Here is a 20131-nt window from a genome sequence, read left to right on the forward strand (position 1 = left end):
ATTCATTGCTACAGATGATTGATACCACTTACAGGCGGAGTAGTTCACTTTATTGCCACCAGACCACCGACCGGATTGGCACGGAGGCCAGTGCCAATCCGGTGTGTGGAGGGCATTAGGTGGAAAGCTCAAGGTTACTCAACTTTCCAGCACTGGTTACTTGGGGCAATTTGACTTTTGTGCCATTGCCAGAATGGGAAATGCTGAGGATTCTCATTACTGCCAGGTAGTCGAGAGTCCATCTGGTTCACGAAAATGGTACAAATACGAGCACAAGACAGGTTGTATTGCGTCCTGTGTAACTCTCAATTAAGTTTGGTATCCAAATACTGAAAATACCCCTGAGCCACAAGAGTAGTTTTGGGCCGGATAAGAGGTGATCTGATAAGTTGCGCCAGCAGGGACAGCAAAAGAGATGAATGCTGTCTTCCCATAAGATGGGTTATTACTCGCATTTGTGCTAATCAATGCCCCTGCAACGTATCCCTGCAATCTGGATGTGTTAGCACAATCTCCCCCGGCGGAACCACCATTCCCTCCAGAGGCGTAAACAAACAGCGTACCACTTCCCGTATTGCGACCAGTAAATGATCCTCGGTGTGATCCAAGATTACTGTAACTACCGTTAGAGGAACCGGAAGTTCTCCACACACCGGATTGGCACGAAAGTATCGCCCCTGTACTGTCGCGGCCTACAAGCCCGTTAGGGGAGCAGGAAGCGCCAGCCGTTGCTGTTTTTTCAAGCTGTAAATACTCGCCTGTATAGAGGCGTCCATCAGCGCGTACAGTTCCACCTTTTACCTGGCCGCCAGTATAAATCCCTTTATTATTCACGCTGCGCAACCAGGACGAATCGGACATATACCAGCCGCCACCATAGGTACTGTTCATCCAGCCTTTGCTGTTTTTTGTGACCAGCCAGCCATTATTCGAAGTGATATCGCCGTTGGTTGTGGCTGTATTTCCTGAAATTGCGCCAGAGAACGTACCGTTACGTGCGCTGATATCGCCGGAGAGCGCGGCGGCGTTGCCGTTTAAAGTGCCGACGTTGTTCAGATTGTTGCTGTTCATATCAATCGCCGTATGCATCCTGTTAAGGTCGGGACGATTGGTTATGGAGTAACGATATAAACGGTCGCTTTCCTGCAAATCAGCGCCAACAAGTGCCATTGCAATATGCCCGGTCGCGCAGTTCAGCCCGTAATTTGAAGGCGTGTCAGACCAGCCGCCACCCGCGCCAATCGCCTGCTTGCTGCTGTTGATGTAGCCGCCAAGCCCTTCAATCATGCTTGCTACCGAGCGCATTCCGGCTTCTGACAGGGACTGACCGCCATTACTACAGGTCAGGGCTTCCAGACGGGATGTTTTGCTGTTCTTTGCAATACCGGTAATGTAGCTTTGTCCAAAATTGGATTCAGAAAAACCAGATTTCAGATAGCCTTTCTGAATGAGTGTTGCTGGCGTGATTGTTTTGGGTAAAGAGCCAGCAAGTAGTGTTGATGCATTGTCAGCAACATAATTACGAACAGCGGTGTTATAGGTATTTGCGTGTTCTGCTGCATTCTGCCAGCGAACATTATTCAGATGGTTTTCAATGTTTTCATAAACTTTAGGGATAACCATCACCATTATGCCGATGACAAGCAATACCTCAAGGAGAGATACACCTTTATCTGTCTTTTTCATTGCTCTTAATCCTCAGAATAATATTCCCGGTACGAGTGAGTAAACAAACATTCCGCCACAAAGAAATGGGCCAAATGGGATATATTTTTTTTGCTTGTTTAATCCGCCAAGAGTGAAGAAAATAATTCCGCCGATAACGGCAATAAATACAATTGAACAGGCAATCTCAGGCGTTGGAAACCATACGCCAGTTCCTGCAATAAGTAGCACATCTCCCATGCCGAAACTTTCCGTTCCGTTTTTATATGCAAAGTAAAGTCTTACAAACAGCATAATGAAGAACATCAGTATTGCACAAAACAAACCAGACAATATATTGTTATTCCATGTCTGATATAACAGGCCGGAGAAGATAAATGTCACGGTATAAAGGCGTGGTAGTAGAAATGAAAGAAGGTCTATACAGGCCATTAATGTAAGGAAAGCATAGAAAATAATCACTATTATAGATTGAATCAGTGATAGCTGATTTAATGAAAGATACATAACGGCAAGCGTTGTCAGTATCAGGCAGTAATATTTCTCTGCTCCGGTTTTATAAGATACATTAAGTTTATTTAAACGGAATTTAACTTCATTGTAGGCGTAGCATTGACAGACGATATTTGCACAGCAAAGTATCGCCGTATTAAATATGCTGTTTAGCATAAGTTACCTTACCATGTATTTATTGTAGACATAGCGTGCGTATTTGATTCTTTTCTGTTCGTTACTTTCTTTGAAACCAGCGTTATAACTGCCAAGACAACTCCAGTTTATGCCGCATTTCTGAAAATGTGTTGCCAGAATCCACGCGCCAATCTGTATATTGAGACAGGGGTTATCAATAAGCTCTGATTTGTCTTTTATTACGCCAAGTTTTTTCAGGTTAGGGATGTGTGATGAATTAATTTGCATTAGTCCGTAATCGGTGCTTAATATTTTTCCTTTTTCTTTGTTGTGATTTATCCGGTCTGGTATGAGTGAACTTTCTACAGTGGCAATGCTTTTCAGAAGCAGGGGGTCAATCAGGTAACGTTGCCCGGCTTGTGCAAAGCAGGCATCAAATCGGGTCGTTGTCGCTGAATATGCGGGTTGCAATGAAAAGATTAATGATGAAATACATGATAGCAGGATATAAAGAACAGAACGCACAATACTCCTCCTTAAACATGGAAAAAAATAAGCGCCCGAAGGCGCTTATCCGATGCACATGAAAAATCAGGAATCAGTGCTGAAGGTCAGCGTATTGCTGTCAGATGCGCAAACAGTTGCTGCACTGACGGTTGATGTGGAAGTGTTGTTAATTTTGGAGATTGCGCTGGAAGAACGCAGGGCGTTTACCATTGCCATGCAGTTTTTCTGTGGGACATTGGCCTCTACAACATTGAAGGAGTATTTATCCGAAGAGGTGGTGATTGTAACGGAGCCGCCCCACGGGTTTTTCGCGCTTGCGCCAGTTGTATCTGCGATCATATCGGATGGCAGTAATCCTTGCGCGTAGAGAGTCTTAATATAGTTACTGTCAGTATAACGCCCCTGGAATTTCAGTGATTTCATGTTGGCAATCACTGTCAGGACATTGTTTTGTTCATTGGATGATTGAATGTTGGATTGCACCATTGAATAGAGTTTATATGCACTTGCTGCAAGTACAACAATAACACCAACAACCAATAACACTTCCATCAGTGTTGCCCCTTTGTCCTGTTCTTTTTTACGGCGTGCAGAAAGAGAAGAAAAAACAGAACGCATATTTAAAATATTAATAGAAGACATAATAAATAATTCCTTATTTATTGAGAGGTTAAAAATATTAGGGATTAGTGTTGCAGGACGTTACTGACATCGTAGAGAGCAGTAATCATCATTACAATAAATGCGAAAACAATTAATGCGGATACTACAGTTATCCAGATTCCTGTTGATTTGACTTTTCCTTTTGCTTCCTCCAGCCATTTATCAGCATAGTTAGACATCATCAATGCATTGTCAGCATTTTCAGAATGAAGTAATAGTTTGTTAATGCATAATTTCGATGGGAAGTCATAACCGCAACTTTTCATTGCCATTGCAAGTGACTGTCCAAGTAAAACATATCTCCTGATTTCTTTTATTCGTTCGAGTAGCCATCTGTTTTGAGTGCTGTTTTTCTCCAGCCTTTCCAGTGCTTTTGCAACGGGAATATCAATACTTAACATGGAGGCCATGTTGAAGAGAAAACTTACACCATTAAATGTTTTATAAAGTGACCAGGGGGGAATGTAATCAAGATACTGACGGCCCGGTCCTGTATAACGTGCAAGCGAATATCTGATCAGGAAAAACAGTACGATGCAGAAGCAGAGAATATACGTTCCGTTTTCTATCAGGAAACCAGACGTATCTGTCAGTAATCGCATAGAACTTGTCCAGCGTTCTTTCGGTGCGAGAGAAAGGAAAACAGGTGTTATGGTATCGTGGACCATATACATGTTTGCCAGACAACCAAAAACCAGTACGGATGGATAAATCATCGACATAACAAGAGTCATTGTCATTTCAGAACGACTTCTGACAATTTTTATGGCCTGAACTAATCCCCCGGCAAGGTCGCCGCGAATTTCACCGCTGGATATTAATTGATATTCATCCTCCTTTATATATTTTTTTAATGCTGAAGATATTGCCCCTGTGTTATTCAGTGCATTAAGGCACTCACAACAAATATAGTAGGTTGCAGAAGACCCCGTTTTCTTCCCGTAGTCTGTTTCTACATCAATCAGGTGTGTAAGAGCACGCTTTACATTTATGCCATCATTTAACATTCCAGATAAATCTTCATATAAACTTATTCTGGAATACCTGAATGTGTATTTTGCCAGCCAGTGGGATATTCCAGAGAAATCAATTTCTATCGAATTGAGTTTCTCAAATATATCTTTTATCGCCATGTCCCCTCCGGGAGCATTGAGTATTTATCTTCGTCAATGGGGGATATGAAGTGTGCGGACAGCGGATCTACCAGGCCATGATTAATCAGGTGTAATAAGTGCTGATTACGGGTAATTCCTCCAAGTTCATAGTGCCAGTATGATTTTGCTTCCAGACGCCCGGACTGACGATATAACTGAAAAAAACGTGCGTCGGGTGAGACGACTTCTGCTATAACCGTCCTTCCCGTTACGCCTTTATAACAGTGCTCGCAACCGTCAAGATTGCGCAACCGGACCTGTTCCGGCAGGCAATTTTCCTCAATGAGTTTCCGTTCTTCTGTACTCAGTTTGTCTGCCATTTCAGCATAAGTGCGCTTACAGTAAGGACAGAGTTTTTGTACCAGCCGTTGACTCAGCAGACCGATAAACAGAAGAGGATCTGCAATTAGCCTGGCCTGAATATTCTCCATTTCAAGGCGCTCAATAATATTCAGGGCATCGTTGGCGTGTAAGGTCGTCAACAGAAGGTGGCCTGTCATCGAGGCTTTGATTGCTGCTAATGCCGATGCGTGATCACGAATTTCGCCGTTCAGTATCGCGTCTGGATCAAGTCGCATAGCGGATTTAATCGCGTCAACCCAGCCATCGACGGAATCCCTGACTGCCGTCTGTATTGCGCCGGGAATGCGGCCCTCCGGCGGTGATTCAATGGTGAAAAGGCGTTTTCGGGGGAGACGCATATTATCGTTATGGTTGAAACCAAACGTGCTCAGATAGGCTTCTGAAGCCGTTCTCAGAGTCGTTGACTTACCGGACCCTGTAGGGCCGGATAAAACGATAATTCCTTCCGGGCGTTGTAACATTCGCCTGATTGTCTGGATTTGTTGTGGCATGTAGCCAAGTTCTTCGAAAGTGGGAATATCCTCGCTGTCATCTTTAATCAGGCGGAAGACCGCGTACACACCACCCACGCACGGATAATGCGAATAGCGCGCCCCAAAAAGATTTACAGGCTTCAGAAAATTCTCTGCGATACGTGCATCCTGCGGTATTGCCGGGTCAAACTGCGTACCTTTGATAACATCGCTCATTCCAGAATAGGCAGCACCCAGCAATTCCAGCCCTTCTTTACGCGGGATGACATCCAGAATTTCCAGTTCCCCATGCACGCGTGCTTCGACATAAGTGAACTCGGAACCGTCCCGACCAGGTGTGATGTGCAAATCGGAACTTCCCAGGTTGTTTGCTTTCGCCAGGTAGCTAATGACCTTTTCCTGGTTGCTGTTTAAGTGTTGTGATGAGTTTGAATCAGACCTTCTTTCGCTGTCCTGGTAGCGGGATGCGATAACATCAAGAGTGGTCCAGGTTATATTTACCTTTCCGGGATATTTAACATTCAGAGTGCCAATATAAGCCTGAACAGCACGCTGTCCTTTACTGTTATCAGCGATATAAACATGAACAGGTTTATCGTCTTTTTCAGATATACTGACGTATACAACATCAGAAATATCTTTTCCGGGATAGTCTGCGTCAGAAAAAAACATTATGTGTCGTCTCTTTCAATAGCATTAAAGAATAAGCTGGCGTTTCTCTGTACCATTCTGAATCCAGACGCCATTACCGGTGATTGATGCCACCTTATAAGAAGTACCAGGAATACTTTGCCCGACCTTGACATCAGTTACTGACCCGTCCAGGAGAGAAATTCGTGCTGACATTTGTTGTGGTGTACCAAATATTTCAATAACACGAAGTGATTTAGCGGCTACACGTTGCGCTGGTATATCGGTATCTGCAAGAGAAGAATACCCGGAAGAGGGCGTTATTGCTGGCGTTGCGGACGCTACACCATTCAAATCAAGATTACGCAATTCACTGACAGCCTTCTGACGCGCCAGCTTTGCTTCGTAAATTACCGTTTCAGCCTGAATCTGCTCTACCTGTAAAATGGTCGGAGATGAATATTTTATTTCGTCTTTTGGCGTGCTTTCAGATTCTGTTGCGTAAGCAAGTGAACTGAAAAAACAGACAGAAATAATCGTTGGTTTAATTATTTTTAACATAGAATGCACCTTTAATCTCATAATTCAGTCTTCCTTCTTCCAGTTTTATTCCTGCATACTGGAAGCGAACGGCAGGTTCATGAAAGTTAGCGAAAAGTATTGAAGGCGGGGTGCTGGTCTGAATCATTAATTCATACTCGTTCCACGGGAGAATTATTGGACGGCCTTCTTCATCTGTTTTTGTGTTTTCAATTTCCTGCCAGGTGAGTTTTAACCTCATTTTTTGTGCAAATGTTGTCAGGCGTTCCTGAATATCTGTTGCCTGTGGCAATGTGTCCGGGGTAATTGGATCAGGTGAAACGTCAAAACTGACAGGAAGAGAAAATCCCCCGGCGCTGCCTTCTGGCAATACAAAAGTTGCTGTGGTTGTCCCCTGGAATATTTCTCGTATCCGTGTGCTGAAGTCCTCGACCGTAACGCCGCTCAGTTCCTTATATGATGTGCGTAACAGCCCGTCATTACCGGATGTGCTGCATTCAGCAAGGTCAAAACGCCATCCGGCGATCGATAAGGGCAGTGCATCCCATTTATCAATGCATTTATCAATAAATGGTTTTATTTCAGGTAAATGTTGCCACGGTGGGGCAATCTGTATTGCCTGTTTGTCTGCCATTTCTTTTGCCAGACGAAGACGTGCAGCTTCTGCCGCAGCTTCTTTTTCCCGGTATTCCTGGTACATGGTGATCCCGTTCCAGAGCAGTATGGCCAGAATGGCACTTCCGCCATAAATCATGAACTGACGTTTTCGGGATACGCGAGTAAACGCCGCCTCTTTCGGCGGTTTTTTTACGTCAATCAACGCAGACAGAGTGAGTGAGGGGAGTGCCTGGCTGATATCCCATGATTCAGGCTGGTATAGTTTCCAGCCGGGTTCTGGTGTTTCATTAAACTCAAGAAATGTTGTCAGAGCACTCATGATCTGACTTTTGTTACCTACAACATCGTTGACGAGAACGTTATTGACGCAGGAAACAAAGCCATAAAGATCACCGAGTTCGCAGATAGCGTATCCGTCAGGTTCGATGAGGGGTTTTATCATCAGTGCCAGTGACCAGAATGAGGACGCCCCTGTGGGAAGATCCTCTTTTCTGATAAATGCCACCATCGTTTTGGTTTCATTTTCTGAATCCTGATACTGACAGGAGAGAAAATATTCAGCGTCGTTTTTTCTTGCGAATGTACGCGCATTCTTTTCTTCTGAAGGAAGCGTTTTCCAGTCCAGACCGGAGAAAAAAGCACGCTTGTTTTTAATAACCGAAGTGAAATTCCGGTTATTCTGATTATTCTCAGACAAAGTGACCTCCAAAAAAACTCCCTGTGTTTTTTCAGGGAGTTTTCAGTTAATTAGTTCACATTTTTTATTACTGCACTGGAGCCGGAATTAAGCACATTTGGTGTAATCAAAACGACCAGAATCGTGTCGCCGTCTTCGCTGTTAATGCCACCCCCAAGTCCAAAGAAGGAGGGGGTTATTACACCTTGCTTACTGGTTTTCCGGTTTGATTGCTGGAATCCACTCAGAATAACTGTCTGGCCTGATTTCAGGTCAATAGTCTGATTAATTGTTTTCAAATCCACATTCGGTGTTTGTGCTTTACTGCCGCCACTTTCGAACACCTCAAAAGTAGGTTTGTCAGACAGACTCATTGAGAACAGCAATTGCAGGTTTTGTGAATCCGGCTGAATGTATGGAAGCAGAGTCATATTGAATCCGGTCGTTATTGTTGCCGCATTCAGTGACGTGGATGATCCCACATTGGCGGTGGAATCGGTTGTGACACTTTCAATGAAGCCCTGCTGATTGGCAATTTGCATAGGGACGGGCGTCAGGTTTTTAGTCACAGCGGAGTTTTGCGTTACGACACTGACGCTGCCTTGTGACGACAGGGCTTTCAGAAATGCTTTTGAGCCAGCCAGCTTACCGTCCACGATGGATACACCACTGGTAATAACATTCTCGGCGGCATTACCAAATGAGCCACCAAGACTCAGACCAAGATGACCATCATTAAATACTGCGTTCCAGTCGATTCCCGCCTGTTCCTGGCTTGATTTCTTGATACTCAGGATTTCAACGTTCAGCACAACCTGACGACTCATTTCATTATTGCGCTTGTTCACAATCTCCTGAACGCTGTCCAGTACATCCGGGGTATCTGTTACTGTCAGTGAACCAGTGGACAGATACATGCGCCCTGTGCCTGGTGTCAGCATTGAGGAAACTTCGCTTTTCAGGTCGTTGTACAGCGATGATTTCATTTCCACGGTTGTAGTTTGCGTATTTGATGCGTCGCCAGTCATACCGCCAGAGCTGGTAGAGCCGGTACTGCCGCTGGAAGACATTGTGCCGCTCACAACTTTTGAGTTGTATGCCACATTGCTGTCCATATATGTGATCGGGAATGAGCGCGTTTCCAGATAGAAGAATGTGATACGACCTTTATCGTATTTCCAGGATATTCCCAGCCGTGAGGATACGGTTTGCAGTAGGGCAGGAAGCCCGGAGATATTCAGTTCCGGGAGTGATGTACCGCCAGAAGAGACTTTTACTGGCTGACTGCCTACTGACGCCAGAGGAACCATTCCATTTGCATCCGGTGCTGGAATTGATCCTGTCATTTGTTGTGTTGAGCCAGTGCCTGTACCGTTCAGATAGGTCCAGACATCGGCGCTGATTCGTACCGGGATATGACAGGTTTGTGTGATGCGTTGTGCGATCTGGCGTAGCTCAATATCTGAACGAGTATTAATCACAATCGGGCAGGGCGGCGCTGATTGCTTTACCTGCTTTTCAATAATTGGCGTTGTATTAATCCATTGTTTTGTTGAGTCCTGGATAACCGGGTTATTACGAATTTTTTTCGCGTATTCAGTCGCTTTTTGTGCGTCTTTTTCGGCTGCAAGTTCATTAGTATTGATTTTTTTGAAGTTTGCACAGCCTGATAATAAAAAAGAGGATATTAATAAACAAAGCAATTTTTTATTCATATTTAATTAACTCCGGTACTGGAATGATAACTGTGCATCCTATTTCATCGTGAGAGCGGGTTAACGATATAACTGTGTCGAAAAGGTTTTGTATCTGCACGCCGCCATCTGAAGGAGTCGTGACAACAATAAGACGTTTGCCACGTTTCCTGGCTGTTTTAATAAATCGAACAATAAACTGAACAACTTTTGATTCCCGTAAGTTGTTACCGATGGCTACACTATTAAGAACCAACGTTTTTTCAGGTGCAGATAAAAAGTCAAAATAATCAAAATTTTCATCGCAAAGATAATGGTGTTTTAGAAGGGGAAGGTGTTCATGGCGTTTATAAATATCACAGAAATCAAAATATTTAACGTCAGTGTCATTGATTAGCAATTCTGCTAAAAGTGTTGATTTTCCAGTTCCAGTTTCGCCTATAATCAGAATATGTTTTTCAGAGTTTATCAAAACATCAATGGCTTCTTTCATCATATTCATATTCATATTCATATTTATCATATTCGAGTGTTTTATTCTCATAATAGAATCCTGTCTTTGCTAATCAATAGTATCTTTATTGCGAGGATTATTCAGATACGTCTGTTTTATCGTGATTATCAAGGTCTGGATTAGTAATCACATTGCCTCCGGCAACCATGACTTTTTTTCCTCCAGCTTTAGGGAGATAAATTTCTGCAATTTTTGCTATTTCATCCATGACTTCTTGTGTAAACAGGTTTGGAATGTCAACATGATTGTTACGGGCGATATCCACGCGGCGTTTAAACTCTGGTTCTTCAAACCAGATTATTTTGTTGGCAATAAATGGTCGGCTAAATTCACTGGTTATAATTTCACGGATTGCAATATTTCTGGCTTTATTCTTCTTATCCCGGAGAGACACAATTTCTTCAGGAAGAAGAACCGGGCGCTCTATTACATCATCATTCCGTGTACGTGAACTTCCTCCCTTACCACCACCACTGGATATTGAGCGTTTGGATATTTTCATATCACGCACCCCAATCTCTTCTGAAATCTTTTTAGCCAGAGCATTTTTTGATTTCGGCGGATAGTAAATCACAACAGCACTGTTTTCAGTGAATGTGGTCCATCCTTCCTGACCGTACATATCGCTTTTTTGCCCTTGTCCTTCATTCTGAAGAATGAACATAAAGCGAAGGTTATAACCTGCTGTAAAACCAACAGCGCGTTCAATGACCTCCGATTTACCCATTGATGTAAATTCATCCAGGAGAATAAGGCACTGGTATTTCAGGTCCGGGTTATGTTCCGGCAGTTCACGACAGTTTTCATTAACCAGTAATGAGAAGAAAAGGTTTACAATTTTCTCATGAGTGATTAAGGCATCCGGTGTCAGACCAAGATAAATTGACATGGGTTTTTTACGAATATCCCGGATATCAAAATCACTGAAATTCGTCGCTTCAGCAGTAACAGGGTTGCTGAATATATTCAGTGGTGATGAAAAGTTCGTTTTTATACTTCCCCTTGTGCGATCTGGTGCTGACATGAACTCAAAGAAGAATGATTTTGTTTTATCGCTAATCCAGCTACGATTTTCAACTTCCTGTCCCATCCATGCGGCGAGATCTTTTCCATTATCGGGAATCGACGTTTTCAGTATGGCGCTGATGGAAACAAGGACGTCCGGTGCATTATGACCTTTGGCTTTCTGGTCCAGGTGAAAACGCTCCTTGTCCAGCAGGTAAAGCCCTAACCCGACAAAAAGGTTGCGTGCAGAATCAGACCATATAGGATCATCACTTGCCGGGATAAGGATTGCGGCAATTTTTGCCAGGTCCGTTTCACGAAGTAAATCACTGCGACTGACGCAATCCAGAGGATTCCAGCGGTGAGAGCGTATCTGTCCTTTAATTGCCTGGTCGATAGTTTCCGCGTATCCGGCGGGCGCAAAGAGAAAGCATTTTTGCCCTAATTCTTTTTGCCTGAATCCGGCTGATAAAAACCAGTTTTCAAGTTTGATATCCAGTATGACCATACTTCCTGGATAGTTTACGCAGTTGGGGATAACAATCCCCACCCCTTTACCAGAACGTGTCGGGGCATAAAGAATTAAAAATTGTTGTCCGGCGAAATAAATAAATTGTTTTTTGTATCTCCCCTTGAACATTTTACCGATGAGTATTGGTGGATGTTTGTAAGGTGATTTTTTATCCGGGAAAAAACCTGATTTACTCAGGTCCATATCAGTTGCGAGCCGGGCGTCACCGTAGATGACTTTTTTAGGCATAATCCCAATCACGACAATTAACATGAATATGGCAAAGAATATTAATGGAACGCTGAATCCAAACCATGCCATAAAAACGAGTTTTTTATATTGTGGGTTGCCAGAAAATGTTGAGATTACAGAATGGAATGTATCCCACTTGAGCAAAGACATATCAACGGATGAATATCTTAATGCTGTGTATCCACCGAGATAGTTTGAGGCTATAAGCACACCCACAAGAAGCAGTAACAGGAAGAGAATTAACCCCCCCATCTTTTTTGCATTCATAGTTATCTCCACAATTTACATTGTGCTCAAAAAACGATTTTTTTCTTCGGGTTCGTAATACAGTTCAGTCATTCTGGTATGGTTGAAAAAAAGAATGACATCAATTGATGTTTTTATCGTGCGCATGATGAGGTCCATATCAACAGTCATACCAACATCAGATTGTTTTACAATACTTGCCAGTCGTGAAAATGAGGCATAAGTATTATTAGCATGAATGGTACTGATTGAGCCTTCATGCCCTGTATTAAGCGCCTCCAGATAACTCCATGCTTCGTTACCCCTAAGTTCAGCAAGAAAGATGTGATCTGGCTTTAATCGCATACACGCTTCAATGATTTCCTTCGCTTCAACGGTATTTTTTTTGTAGAAAAGCCGGATGTGGTTTGGATGCAGCGGCAGAGACATTTCCGGTACATCTTCAACGGTTATATAACGCCGTTCAGGTGGAAAGATATCTGCAATTGCCTTTGCTATAGTTGTCTTACCGGAGCCAGTCCCACCTACGATTAAAAAATTAAGACGGTCTTTAACTGCCTCTCTTAAAAATTGAGCTTTAGATTGACCATCCGGACGCCGGGATAATTCATACAGGTAGCGTTGCCGTTCAGTCAGTATTGCTTCGTGTTTTGTTGCAATCCTGACATTATCAAAACGCCCTGTTCGGACATAATCATCTATAGTGAAGCGTGTTAATGATGGCTTGCGGATAGATATCACAACGCTGTTATTTTCCGTTGCAGGTGGAATGATGATTTGTCCACGTTCCCCACCGGGAAGAACTACCGATGCAATGGGATTATCATGGCTAAGTGGTATTTTTATCTTTGATAAGTTCGTCAGAGTTTTGGCAAGTGTCATTAAATTATCAAAAGTCGCGTCTGGCGCATCTTTAGATTCCCAGCCATTTTTCCCTTCAAACCATATTGTTCCTGGTTTATTCACAGATATTTCTGTGACATGTTCAATATTAAGAACAGACTGGATACCCGTCATATCCAGATATCGTCTTGCGGTTTTACTGTTATCTCGTGGTTGTGATGTATTACTGGTATCTCTGATGTTATTCATATCAATTGCTTTACTGAATTACTGAAGTTCATATACGGATGAAAAGTCGATATTTCGCGGAACAATAACAGACAATACAGTCCCCTGATTAATATATGCCGTGGGGGGAATATTTATCGTATTGTCCAGCGTTGTTTTTGCCATTTCTTTTGTTGCGTCAGATGTGTTTTCGTAGGTGATATTGCTGTTTGAGCCTGTTTGTTGCGTGCTGTTTTTCAGAATATCTAAACCATCACCAAGTAATGACAGCAGCAATGCACCACCAAAACGCTGACCAAAATGATTATCGACCCATGCAGGAAGGCCGGAAGCGCCCAGACTGTCAGTGCCAAGTGCGCCAATGCGCACATTGACATTTTCATCTTTGAGCGTTGTCCAGTTAACGAACACACGGGCTACTCCCTGTGTCATGACTTTATTCTGCTCCCCGATCAGTAATGCTCCTTTACGGGCAAGAAGCACTTCGCCGTTATCCGACCAGACGTCTCGTGTTAACTGACACATTGTGATACCGGGATAAGAGGTTACGATTTTCGTTTTGAGCACACAGGATAATGCTGTTCCCGCAGATAACAGATATCGGCGGTTCAGCACAGGGGATACCTTTCCGTCTGCGTACTGACTGCCCTGTAAATCATCTCTTTCCTGGTTTTTTTCGCCTGGTTCCTGATTGTCGATCTTCACCATTGTGTCGCCCATCAGTTGTCGGACGGATTTTGGCAATGGTTGTGGTTGGTTTGGATCTCCACTGGCGGTTTGGGGACTGCCGTTGGCTATCACATTGACGGCTGTTTGATCGGCCTTTTGTGATGCTGGCGCTGACGGGGCATTGTCTGCCTGTTTCTGTTCTTGCTCCTCCTGTGCTTTCCTGCGGTTAGCGGCATCGAGTTTTTCCTTTTCTTCGATGTTTTTCATCATTGTTGTCAGTGAAACGCCATTGTTGGTATTTGTGACCAGTGTCTCGTCAGACTTCTCAAGAGGTGTTTGCTGAACGACCTGTTCTCGTGAAAGAACTTTAAACAAGATAATGATCACAAATAACGCGGCAATCAGTAATATGATGAGGATTAATATTTTTTTTGGTGCTGCTTTACCTTTTACTTCGATAATTCCGCGATTTCCCGCGTCATTATTTTTTTCATCATCTTTATTTTTCATAGCTGAACTTCTCTACTCGTGTTTTTCCGTTTGACGTACCTTTTTTATTCCACGGACGATTAACGATTGATGATGTTCTGATATCTGCAACCTGATCACCCAGGCGCAAACGGAGATTTTCAGCCACGTCATAGTAAACCATTGTGTTTTTATTTCTGTCTCCGTTAACCAGATGTTCATTTCCATCGGCATCAACACGATAAAGGACCGGAATTTCCTGTTTATTAGTCCATCTCATGCATGTAAATTCGCCATTATCCCATACCTGATAAGGGAAAATTGATTTGTCCCCCTTGAGTTGATAATGACCATTAATTATTCCACCATCAGTGCATGGAAATGGCTTTTCAGTCATTACGGTAGCTGACGGTGGTTTCGGATAATTAAAACGCAGAATATACGTGGGTTGTTTCGTGGTTGATATCAGGTAAAGAGGATATATATGCTTATTGGTCTGAACGGTAACGTTTGTATCCGGTTCTTCTGCTTTTGGACGCAGAAACAGAGTGTTGTCCCTGACCGATACTGACCAGGCTTCTGGATCACCAATTCCGACATCTTTTATTGTTTCGTCTTGTCCGAACTTAATTGTTGTTTGTGCGCCTGCTTTTACGCGCACATTAAATACATCCTGCTCGTTATAATCTACGGTCTGAATACGCCCGTCTCGTTCCGATGGTGTGCCGTACATAGCTGCTAAAGCACCAGGTACTTGTAGCATCGACAAAAGAACTATCGCAGTAGTGCGTTTAAGCATCATTTTATAACCTCTGGATCAGGTTGGTAGCTCAGAACTTGCAGTCCCAGCGGATTCACAAGGCGCTCTTTTTCTGTTTTGATATCTTTATCCCAGTCAAAAGAAATCGTCGAAATCCACTCTGTTGCTCTGTATCCGGGGGCGGGTTTACCAGATAAATCCAGTACCATTTTTTTGAAACGCACCTGCGCCATATCCTTCCTTAGAAGGATTACTGAATTAATCTGGACCTTAATTTTGTAGTTGTTTTTCAGAATGTTCAGTGGTGAGGAATCAGCACGAATCATGGTGTCATAAGCTGAAAACACCTTTTGGGAAGACATTGTTTTTACTGTATCGGCCTGTTCCTGGATAGTCTGCCAGTCGTATGCTTCATAGTTAATGAGATATTTTGACAGGAAATATTTAGTCTCAACATCCTGATAACTTTCCTTAGCATCAGATAATTGAGGGGCAATATCAGTATATCCAGTGCTGTTATCCACTCGCACAAGGAACGGTACAGCGGTTTTTAATGGAGCAAGGGAGGCTATGGCGAAACCAAGAATGCAAATTACAACAAATTCACCAATGGCGAGAATGGTAAATGTTTTTGCCTTTTTCTTTATGATTTCAATTTCACTACGCTCAAAGTCACGTATGGCCTTGAAATAATCCTTTTTTTCGTTCTTTTCTTCAAATTTCTTTTTGGAGGCTTCTTTTTTTGAATGTTCATAATAGTTTGTGTTTTCCATTAATAATCACCTGCTTTGATCTGTTCAATTGCTGTGTTTAACTCAAACCATCCCCCTTTTTTCTGCACAGGATTGGGGGTGTGAGAACATGCACTAATTAATAGCGCGGAGGCAATTATGAGGGGGATTTTCATATTGTTTTCCGTTCTGTATAAAACAGAGAAATTAACCGTTCAGGCGTTTCAGGAGTTCTGGTATCCAGATATCAGGAGCTACATCTCCTTTTTCAGCAATAATCTCATCAAAAATAGACAGGCCAGTTTCAGAGCCAGAAAGCACGGGGATAAACTCATCGAATCCAAACAAATCCATTTTGGCGAAAACAGAAGAGCCAGATTGCTTGATGAGCATGGTCCTTGACTCCTTCGTCAGTTCTTTGAGTTTTTCAAACTCTTTTTCAGTAAGCCCAATTTCTTTATATCCTTCCCATTTTGCATCGGGATTGGGCAGGAGAATTTTCGTTGCGGTTTGTTGTACCAGCGCCGCAAAAATTGCGCAGTTTATGGCGTCTTCCGGGGACTGTGATGTTAACCACATCATTTCACCTTTCATGCGCCCCGCTTTCAGTGCGCTTTTAATCATGCTTTGTGTCATGGGAAAGTTTGCTGGCATCCAGAACTCTTCAATAATGGAGAGCATCAGATTGCCGCCGCGTTGCATGATTTCTTTGTAGAAAAACAGGACCGCGAGTAAAGGTTCACAGGCAGGATGAATACCGTTTTTTGTGTCCAGGACAACGGTTGTATCAAATCCCACTTTTTTATGATGCAGTGGATTGAAGGTATTCCGGGGGGAATCCACCGCCCAGGCATATTCGCCGTTGTCGCACCATTTGGCGAGACGCGTCTGAAGTTCAGGACTGACTATATCGAGAAGAAGGGCTGTCCGGCGTTCTTCGACAGGCATTCGCATAATGCTTTCCACGGCAGCGTTTAATTCAATGCCATGTTCATCAGAACAGGGGTTGCCCTGGTTGTCTCGTGCCAGAACCTGTGTCCAGCGTTTCAGAAATGCGAGAAGTCTGTGCCAGACGGGAGATTCCGGGCCTTCTGCCAGTTGCCACGGATTGCAGCCGGTATAGATACCTTCCTGCAATGTGAAATAGCTCCCTCCGTATGCGCGGACAAAAAGTTCGGTAGAACGGTTGTAATCCACAACAAACATTAAAGGGTCAAAGCGTTGAAGAAAGCCGCTGGCTGTTGCTTCAAATGTTGTTTTCCCTGTGCCTGTTGCGCCAAGAAACATTGCGTGTCCGGCAATTTTTTGCCCGGTAACATTTTTTTCCGGTGGGCTGTAATGTGTATTGAACCAGTAAACGCTGCCTGAATCCGTTTTTAAAGGCATTATGGCGGAGCCATCACCAATAGGATTGCCTGATTTTTTCCCGGAGGAATAATTGTGAAAAGACATCAGACAGGCCAGGTTGGTAATTGTTCTTCGGGTATCCAGTGGACGCCTCTTATTCAGCGGCATATGACTGAAAAAAACAAAAGGTGATGCGAGTGAGGCGCGACTGAAGCGGAATCCCTTACCCGAAGTAATAAACTCAGCAGAGAGCTTTATACCATTGCTTCTGGCCTGATCTGGTGTATCACCGAATACCGTTAATGCGCAGTGTAGTGAACCAAACAACGTAATTCCGGCTGCGACCGCTTCTTTACCAGCTTCGAGTTCTTCCTGCTGTATTTTGGCTGCATCATTAGCTGATTGTAGTTTGTTTAACTGTGAATCGATATTCTTCAGGGTTTTTGTTGGTGACTCAAAAATAAAGGATTGAGTAAGAATAAATTCATAGGGTTGTTTGAGAAGGAAATCCCATTGTCCGGGGGTTGTTTCTATCGGGAAATCCTTCAAAATATAATTCGTTGCGAATTTTTTACTATCCGATTCGTTGTTACGCAGTTCAAGAACATCAGCACCAAAATACCATTCAGAATCACAAATACTGGATGATAAGGGGGTGGATGATAAAGGAATCATGTTATGTTCTGCATTTAGCAATAGTGATAGATAGTCTGCCACCTCACTAATATAAGTATTGTATACGGATAATAAAGAAGCGTTAAATGGTAGAAGTGCTTTTTGCGCCTGTTGTGTCATTTCATTCATGCGCTCGATTCCGGTATCAACATCATCGTAGGGAATCCCAAATGTCAGATACCATGTTGATTTATAGAATGCGCTGGATGTGAACAGAGCAAGGTATTTTTTTGAAAACCTGCTTAAAAAATCATTGTCAAAATTCCATTCTCCATTGATGGTTGCTCTTTTCTTGATAAGATGAGTCCATAAATACAGGTCGCCTTCCTTTCCTAACCCAATCAGGAAGTTTTTAACGCTGTTAAATAAATTTGTAAGAACATTATCGTTCTCCGTCTCAAATGGAATGCCTGCTACAACAAGTGAAGCCAGCATTTTTCTGTCAGAAGTAAAGATAATACTGTCTGTTACATGGAAGCGATAATCGGGATATTCACGAGCAACATCCATATTGTCACTGTTTTTTAATTTGATTTTGTGCATATATGTTACCTGACAGATGAATAACCAATAATTAAATCTCTGTGGCGGATTTTTAACAAAAGCCCCATAAGGTTTAAACGGATGACTCTTAGTGCGTTTGAGTCATTTTCACAGGCCAGTTTTACTATAAAAAGAAACAGCGCACATATGACAGGAATAATTATCCCTTTTATACCCCAAAGGAAAATAGCGGGGAAGCCTGTCAGAACAGCGAAAAAAGCCGTGAACAATAACAACATTAAGGGTATACCAGCAATTAACGCAGGACGGTTAAACCCGTTATAAGTCATGAATGACTCACTGACATGTTCATTTACTTTGTCCATAACTCACCATGAAAAAAGCCGCAATTCACACATAAGGTAAATATGCGGCACAGTTGTATATATGGATTACTTATTTGAAGAGTTCCAGCGCCCAGTTCCCGGCGTAAAGTGCACCGCCAGCGAGGGAACAATAGACAAGCGCCATTCCTACATCAGACCAGCTTTTCTTCTCCATGAATGCCATGATGACGTTATAGATCAGGTAACACAAAGCACAAACACCACCAAAGCTAAATGCCCATGTCTTAAGTTCTGTCATGGTATTTGTTGCGGTGTCGAGTCCACCTGCATAGGCAACGGAGGCGGTTAGTGACAGGAAAAACGCCAGGATAAAATACTGCAAAGTTGATTTGACTTTCATTAATTAAAATCTCCAAAAACATCCCAGTCCGGTGATGTTTTCTCTTCATCATTCGGGGGTTTTATTTCTGATTCATCAGTTTTTTCACGGATTGATGGCACGATATAGTTATTCGCGTTACGAATAACCCGTTCCAGATAAGAAGTGTTGTTAAATTTCTTTTCTTTAATAAATCCTGTTGATTCGTTACCCGAATAATACAAAGATAAAGCGCGGAGAATTTTTTGATTACTACTACCCTCCTTTTGTCTCAGATAATTGTCCGTCAGGACTGCCGCTCCTGCTTTTATATTTGTACACGGGTCAAAAACTGTTTTATTAGTCAGATTGAGTGATGGGAAATTTTTGCTGTATATCTGTGTCAGACCTGCACTAAATCTTTTATTTTCTGCTGTTAATTTTTCTGCATATTCAATAGCTCCTTTTTCATCTTTAAAATACTTACTTGTTCCGTCAGAAACATTCGCTATTACATATGGATTAGCCCCTGATTCAGTCATAATCAGGGCATTCATCGTATCGGGTGATACATCAGGGGCACACTGACTTATCAGTGCTGCCAGAACAGCCGCTGATAACTGCATAAGGGATTTATCTCCTGATATTAAATTCGTGAAGAACGTTTTTTCCTGCGGGGGCGACGAACGATACTGTCCAGCTCATTAGCGCCGGAAAGAAGTTCTTTCAGCGAGACAATTTTTTCCCTGACAGGTATAAGGGATTTTGCCCCCGGACATTGTTCAAAGTCTGATTTGTACAGGTCGTATAAAACAAGCGTATGTTTTACATCCTGTGACAGATAATTATGTTTATTCTGGATGTTACCTTGTTCGATATTTTTGATAACATCTGCTGAACGATGAATTAAATCTGTATAGATTCGGGTGTTTTTAAGGGGATTTATTTTTATATATTCAGAAGCAAGCTGAATAAGATTGCATCGTAAGATAAGGACTTCACGAGTGGCAATATCAAGCTCGCTGAGATCATCATTATCCTGCATGGGTATCTCCGGTAAAGATTTTCTGGACTGAAGTCC

At 42.8% G+C, this 20131-nt stretch carries 20 protein-coding genes and 1 pseudogene; 1 reads left to right on the forward strand and 20 read right to left on the reverse strand.

The window, feature by feature from the left end; translation table 11 throughout:
* Positions 1–91: 91 nt before the first annotated feature.
* Positions 92–313 (forward strand): annotated as a pseudogene (locus ACJHWT_RS20825) (shufflon system plasmid conjugative transfer pilus tip adhesin PilV); the annotation flags it as partial.
* Here the strand turns inward: ACJHWT_RS20825 and pilV are convergent.
* The 20 genes from pilV to ACJHWT_RS20925 form a co-directional block, all read right to left on the reverse strand.
* Complete coding sequence (gene pilV, locus ACJHWT_RS20830; protein ID WP_000750519.1) at positions 310–1686, reverse strand: shufflon system plasmid conjugative transfer pilus tip adhesin PilV; 1377 nt, start codon at positions 1684–1686, stop codon at positions 310–312. The pseudogene ACJHWT_RS20825 and the gene pilV sit on opposite strands and share 4 nt — an antisense overlap.
* A gap of 12 nt (positions 1687–1698) precedes the next feature.
* Positions 1699–2334: an A24 family peptidase gene (locus tag ACJHWT_RS20835; RefSeq protein WP_000934977.1), complete on the reverse strand. Its 636-nt coding sequence runs from the start codon at positions 2332–2334 to the stop codon at positions 1699–1701.
* A 3-nt stretch (positions 2335–2337) separates the two neighbouring features.
* Positions 2338–2820 carry a lytic transglycosylase domain-containing protein gene (locus ACJHWT_RS20840; RefSeq protein WP_001258095.1) on the reverse strand — a complete coding sequence of 161 codons (483 nt, stop codon included), beginning with the start codon at positions 2818–2820 and terminating at the stop codon, positions 2338–2340.
* Between the two features lie 66 nt (positions 2821–2886).
* Entirely contained in the window at positions 2887–3444 is a 558-nt protein-coding gene (locus tag ACJHWT_RS20845; RefSeq protein WP_000095048.1) for a type 4 pilus major pilin, read from the reverse strand.
* 44 nt (positions 3445–3488) lie between these two features.
* The gene (locus ACJHWT_RS20850; protein ID WP_000974902.1) at positions 3489–4598 is read right to left on the reverse strand and encodes a type II secretion system F family protein; all 1110 of its coding nucleotides are present in this window, start codon (positions 4596–4598) and stop codon (positions 3489–3491) included.
* Positions 4589–6127 (reverse strand): GspE/PulE family protein, encoded by a 1539-nt coding sequence (locus ACJHWT_RS20855; protein ID WP_000466225.1) that lies wholly within the window; start codon positions 6125–6127, stop codon positions 4589–4591. Before ACJHWT_RS20855 ends, ACJHWT_RS20850 begins: the two co-directional genes overlap by 10 nt.
* A 24-nt stretch (positions 6128–6151) precedes the next feature.
* Entirely contained in the window at positions 6152–6646 is a 495-nt protein-coding gene (gene pilP, locus ACJHWT_RS20860) for a type IV pilus biogenesis protein PilP (protein ID WP_000912553.1), read from the reverse strand.
* Complete coding sequence (gene pilO2, locus ACJHWT_RS20865) at positions 6630–7940, reverse strand: type 4b pilus protein PilO2 (RefSeq protein ID WP_001454111.1); 1311 nt, start codon at positions 7938–7940, stop codon at positions 6630–6632. The genes pilP and pilO2 overlap by 17 nt, the downstream gene beginning before the upstream one ends.
* Before the next feature lie 50 nt (positions 7941–7990).
* On the reverse strand, positions 7991–9634 hold the full coding sequence (locus tag ACJHWT_RS20870) for a PilN family type IVB pilus formation outer membrane protein (protein WP_001035592.1): 1644 nt from the start codon (positions 9632–9634) through the stop codon (positions 7991–7993).
* A complete protein-coding gene (locus ACJHWT_RS20875) occupies positions 9627–10157 on the reverse strand; it encodes a sigma 54-interacting transcriptional regulator (RefSeq protein WP_001220542.1) in 531 nt (176 codons plus the stop codon). Before ACJHWT_RS20875 ends, ACJHWT_RS20870 begins: the two co-directional genes overlap by 8 nt.
* A gap of 46 nt (positions 10158–10203) precedes the next feature.
* Complete coding sequence (locus ACJHWT_RS20880; RefSeq protein WP_063084538.1) at positions 10204–12162, reverse strand: type IV secretory system conjugative DNA transfer family protein; 1959 nt, start codon at positions 12160–12162, stop codon at positions 10204–10206.
* A gap of 15 nt (positions 12163–12177) precedes the next feature.
* Entirely contained in the window at positions 12178–13233 is a 1056-nt protein-coding gene (gene virB11 / locus ACJHWT_RS20885) for a P-type DNA transfer ATPase VirB11 (RefSeq protein WP_001059977.1), read from the reverse strand.
* 18 nt (positions 13234–13251) lie between these two features.
* On the reverse strand, positions 13252–14391 hold the full coding sequence (locus ACJHWT_RS20890) for a TrbI/VirB10 family protein (protein ID WP_000790640.1): 1140 nt from the start codon (positions 14389–14391) through the stop codon (positions 13252–13254).
* A complete protein-coding gene (locus ACJHWT_RS20895) occupies positions 14381–15082 on the reverse strand; it encodes a TrbG/VirB9 family P-type conjugative transfer protein (protein WP_000274524.1) in 702 nt (233 codons plus the stop codon). Before ACJHWT_RS20895 ends, ACJHWT_RS20890 begins: the two co-directional genes overlap by 11 nt.
* A gap of 65 nt (positions 15083–15147) precedes the next feature.
* Positions 15148–15882, reverse strand: a complete 735-nt coding sequence (locus ACJHWT_RS20900) for a virB8 family protein (protein WP_000432282.1) — start codon at positions 15880–15882, stop codon at positions 15148–15150.
* A gap of 165 nt (positions 15883–16047) precedes the next feature.
* On the reverse strand, positions 16048–18405 hold the full coding sequence (locus ACJHWT_RS20905) for a VirB4 family type IV secretion system protein (protein ID WP_000548955.1): 2358 nt from the start codon (positions 18403–18405) through the stop codon (positions 16048–16050).
* A gap of 5 nt (positions 18406–18410) precedes the next feature.
* Positions 18411–18731 (reverse strand): VirB3 family type IV secretion system protein, encoded by a 321-nt coding sequence (locus ACJHWT_RS20910; RefSeq protein WP_000362080.1) that lies wholly within the window; start codon positions 18729–18731, stop codon positions 18411–18413.
* A gap of 70 nt (positions 18732–18801) precedes the next feature.
* Positions 18802–19092: a conjugal transfer protein gene (locus ACJHWT_RS20915; protein WP_000865479.1), complete on the reverse strand. Its 291-nt coding sequence runs from the start codon at positions 19090–19092 to the stop codon at positions 18802–18804.
* Positions 19092–19676 carry a lytic transglycosylase domain-containing protein gene (locus ACJHWT_RS20920; RefSeq protein ID WP_001177113.1) on the reverse strand — a complete coding sequence of 195 codons (585 nt, stop codon included), beginning with the start codon at positions 19674–19676 and terminating at the stop codon, positions 19092–19094. Before ACJHWT_RS20920 ends, ACJHWT_RS20915 begins: the two co-directional genes overlap by 1 nt.
* A 20-nt stretch (positions 19677–19696) precedes the next feature.
* Positions 19697–20095, reverse strand: coding sequence for a hypothetical protein (locus tag ACJHWT_RS20925; RefSeq protein ID WP_001153665.1), 399 nt, complete (start codon positions 20093–20095; stop codon positions 19697–19699).
* Positions 20096–20131: the final 36 nt, after the last annotated feature.

Origin of the sequence: Escherichia sp. WS338 (genome assembly GCF_046486405.1) — a bacterium.
GTDB lineage: Bacteria > Pseudomonadota > Gammaproteobacteria > Enterobacterales > Enterobacteriaceae > Escherichia > Escherichia coli.

What these genes read in the sequence shown, in the direction of transcription:
- ACJHWT_RS20850 (WP_000974902.1), bottom strand. Translation starts at nt 4,598, where the DNA reads ATGGCGATAAAAGATATATTTGAGAAACTCAATTCGATAGAAATTGAT.
- ACJHWT_RS20870 (WP_001035592.1), bottom strand. Translation starts at nt 9,634, where the DNA reads ATGAATAAAAAATTGCTTTGTTTATTAATATCCTCTTTTTTATTATCA.
- ACJHWT_RS20875 (WP_001220542.1), bottom strand. Translation starts at nt 10,157, where the DNA reads ATGAGAATAAAACACTCGAATATGATAAATATGAATATGAATATGAAT.
- ACJHWT_RS20920 (WP_001177113.1), bottom strand. Translation starts at nt 19,676, where the DNA reads ATGCAGTTATCAGCGGCTGTTCTGGCAGCACTGATAAGTCAGTGTGCC.
- ACJHWT_RS20915 (WP_000865479.1), bottom strand. Translation starts at nt 19,092, where the DNA reads ATGAAAGTCAAATCAACTTTGCAGTATTTTATCCTGGCGTTTTTCCTG.
- virB11 (WP_001059977.1), bottom strand. Translation starts at nt 13,233, where the DNA reads ATGAATAACATCAGAGATACCAGTAATACATCACAACCACGAGATAAC.
- pilP (WP_000912553.1), bottom strand. Translation starts at nt 6,646, where the DNA reads ATGTTAAAAATAATTAAACCAACGATTATTTCTGTCTGTTTTTTCAGT.
- pilV (WP_000750519.1), bottom strand. Translation starts at nt 1,686, where the DNA reads ATGAAAAAGACAGATAAAGGTGTATCTCTCCTTGAGGTATTGCTTGTC.
- ACJHWT_RS20925 (WP_001153665.1), bottom strand. Translation starts at nt 20,095, where the DNA reads ATGCAGGATAATGATGATCTCAGCGAGCTTGATATTGCCACTCGTGAA.
- ACJHWT_RS20890 (WP_000790640.1), bottom strand. Translation starts at nt 14,391, where the DNA reads ATGAAAAATAAAGATGATGAAAAAAATAATGACGCGGGAAATCGCGGA.
- ACJHWT_RS20855 (WP_000466225.1), bottom strand. Translation starts at nt 6,127, where the DNA reads ATGTTTTTTTCTGACGCAGACTATCCCGGAAAAGATATTTCTGATGTT.
- ACJHWT_RS20835 (WP_000934977.1), bottom strand. Translation starts at nt 2,334, where the DNA reads ATGCTAAACAGCATATTTAATACGGCGATACTTTGCTGTGCAAATATC.
- ACJHWT_RS20900 (WP_000432282.1), bottom strand. Translation starts at nt 15,882, where the DNA reads ATGGAAAACACAAACTATTATGAACATTCAAAAAAAGAAGCCTCCAAA.
- ACJHWT_RS20910 (WP_000362080.1), bottom strand. Translation starts at nt 18,731, where the DNA reads ATGGACAAAGTAAATGAACATGTCAGTGAGTCATTCATGACTTATAAC.
- ACJHWT_RS20845 (WP_000095048.1), bottom strand. Translation starts at nt 3,444, where the DNA reads ATGTCTTCTATTAATATTTTAAATATGCGTTCTGTTTTTTCTTCTCTT.
- ACJHWT_RS20880 (WP_063084538.1), bottom strand. Translation starts at nt 12,162, where the DNA reads ATGAATGCAAAAAAGATGGGGGGGTTAATTCTCTTCCTGTTACTGCTT.
- ACJHWT_RS20905 (WP_000548955.1), bottom strand. Translation starts at nt 18,405, where the DNA reads ATGCACAAAATCAAATTAAAAAACAGTGACAATATGGATGTTGCTCGT.
- ACJHWT_RS20895 (WP_000274524.1), bottom strand. Translation starts at nt 15,082, where the DNA reads ATGTACGGCACACCATCGGAACGAGACGGGCGTATTCAGACCGTAGAT.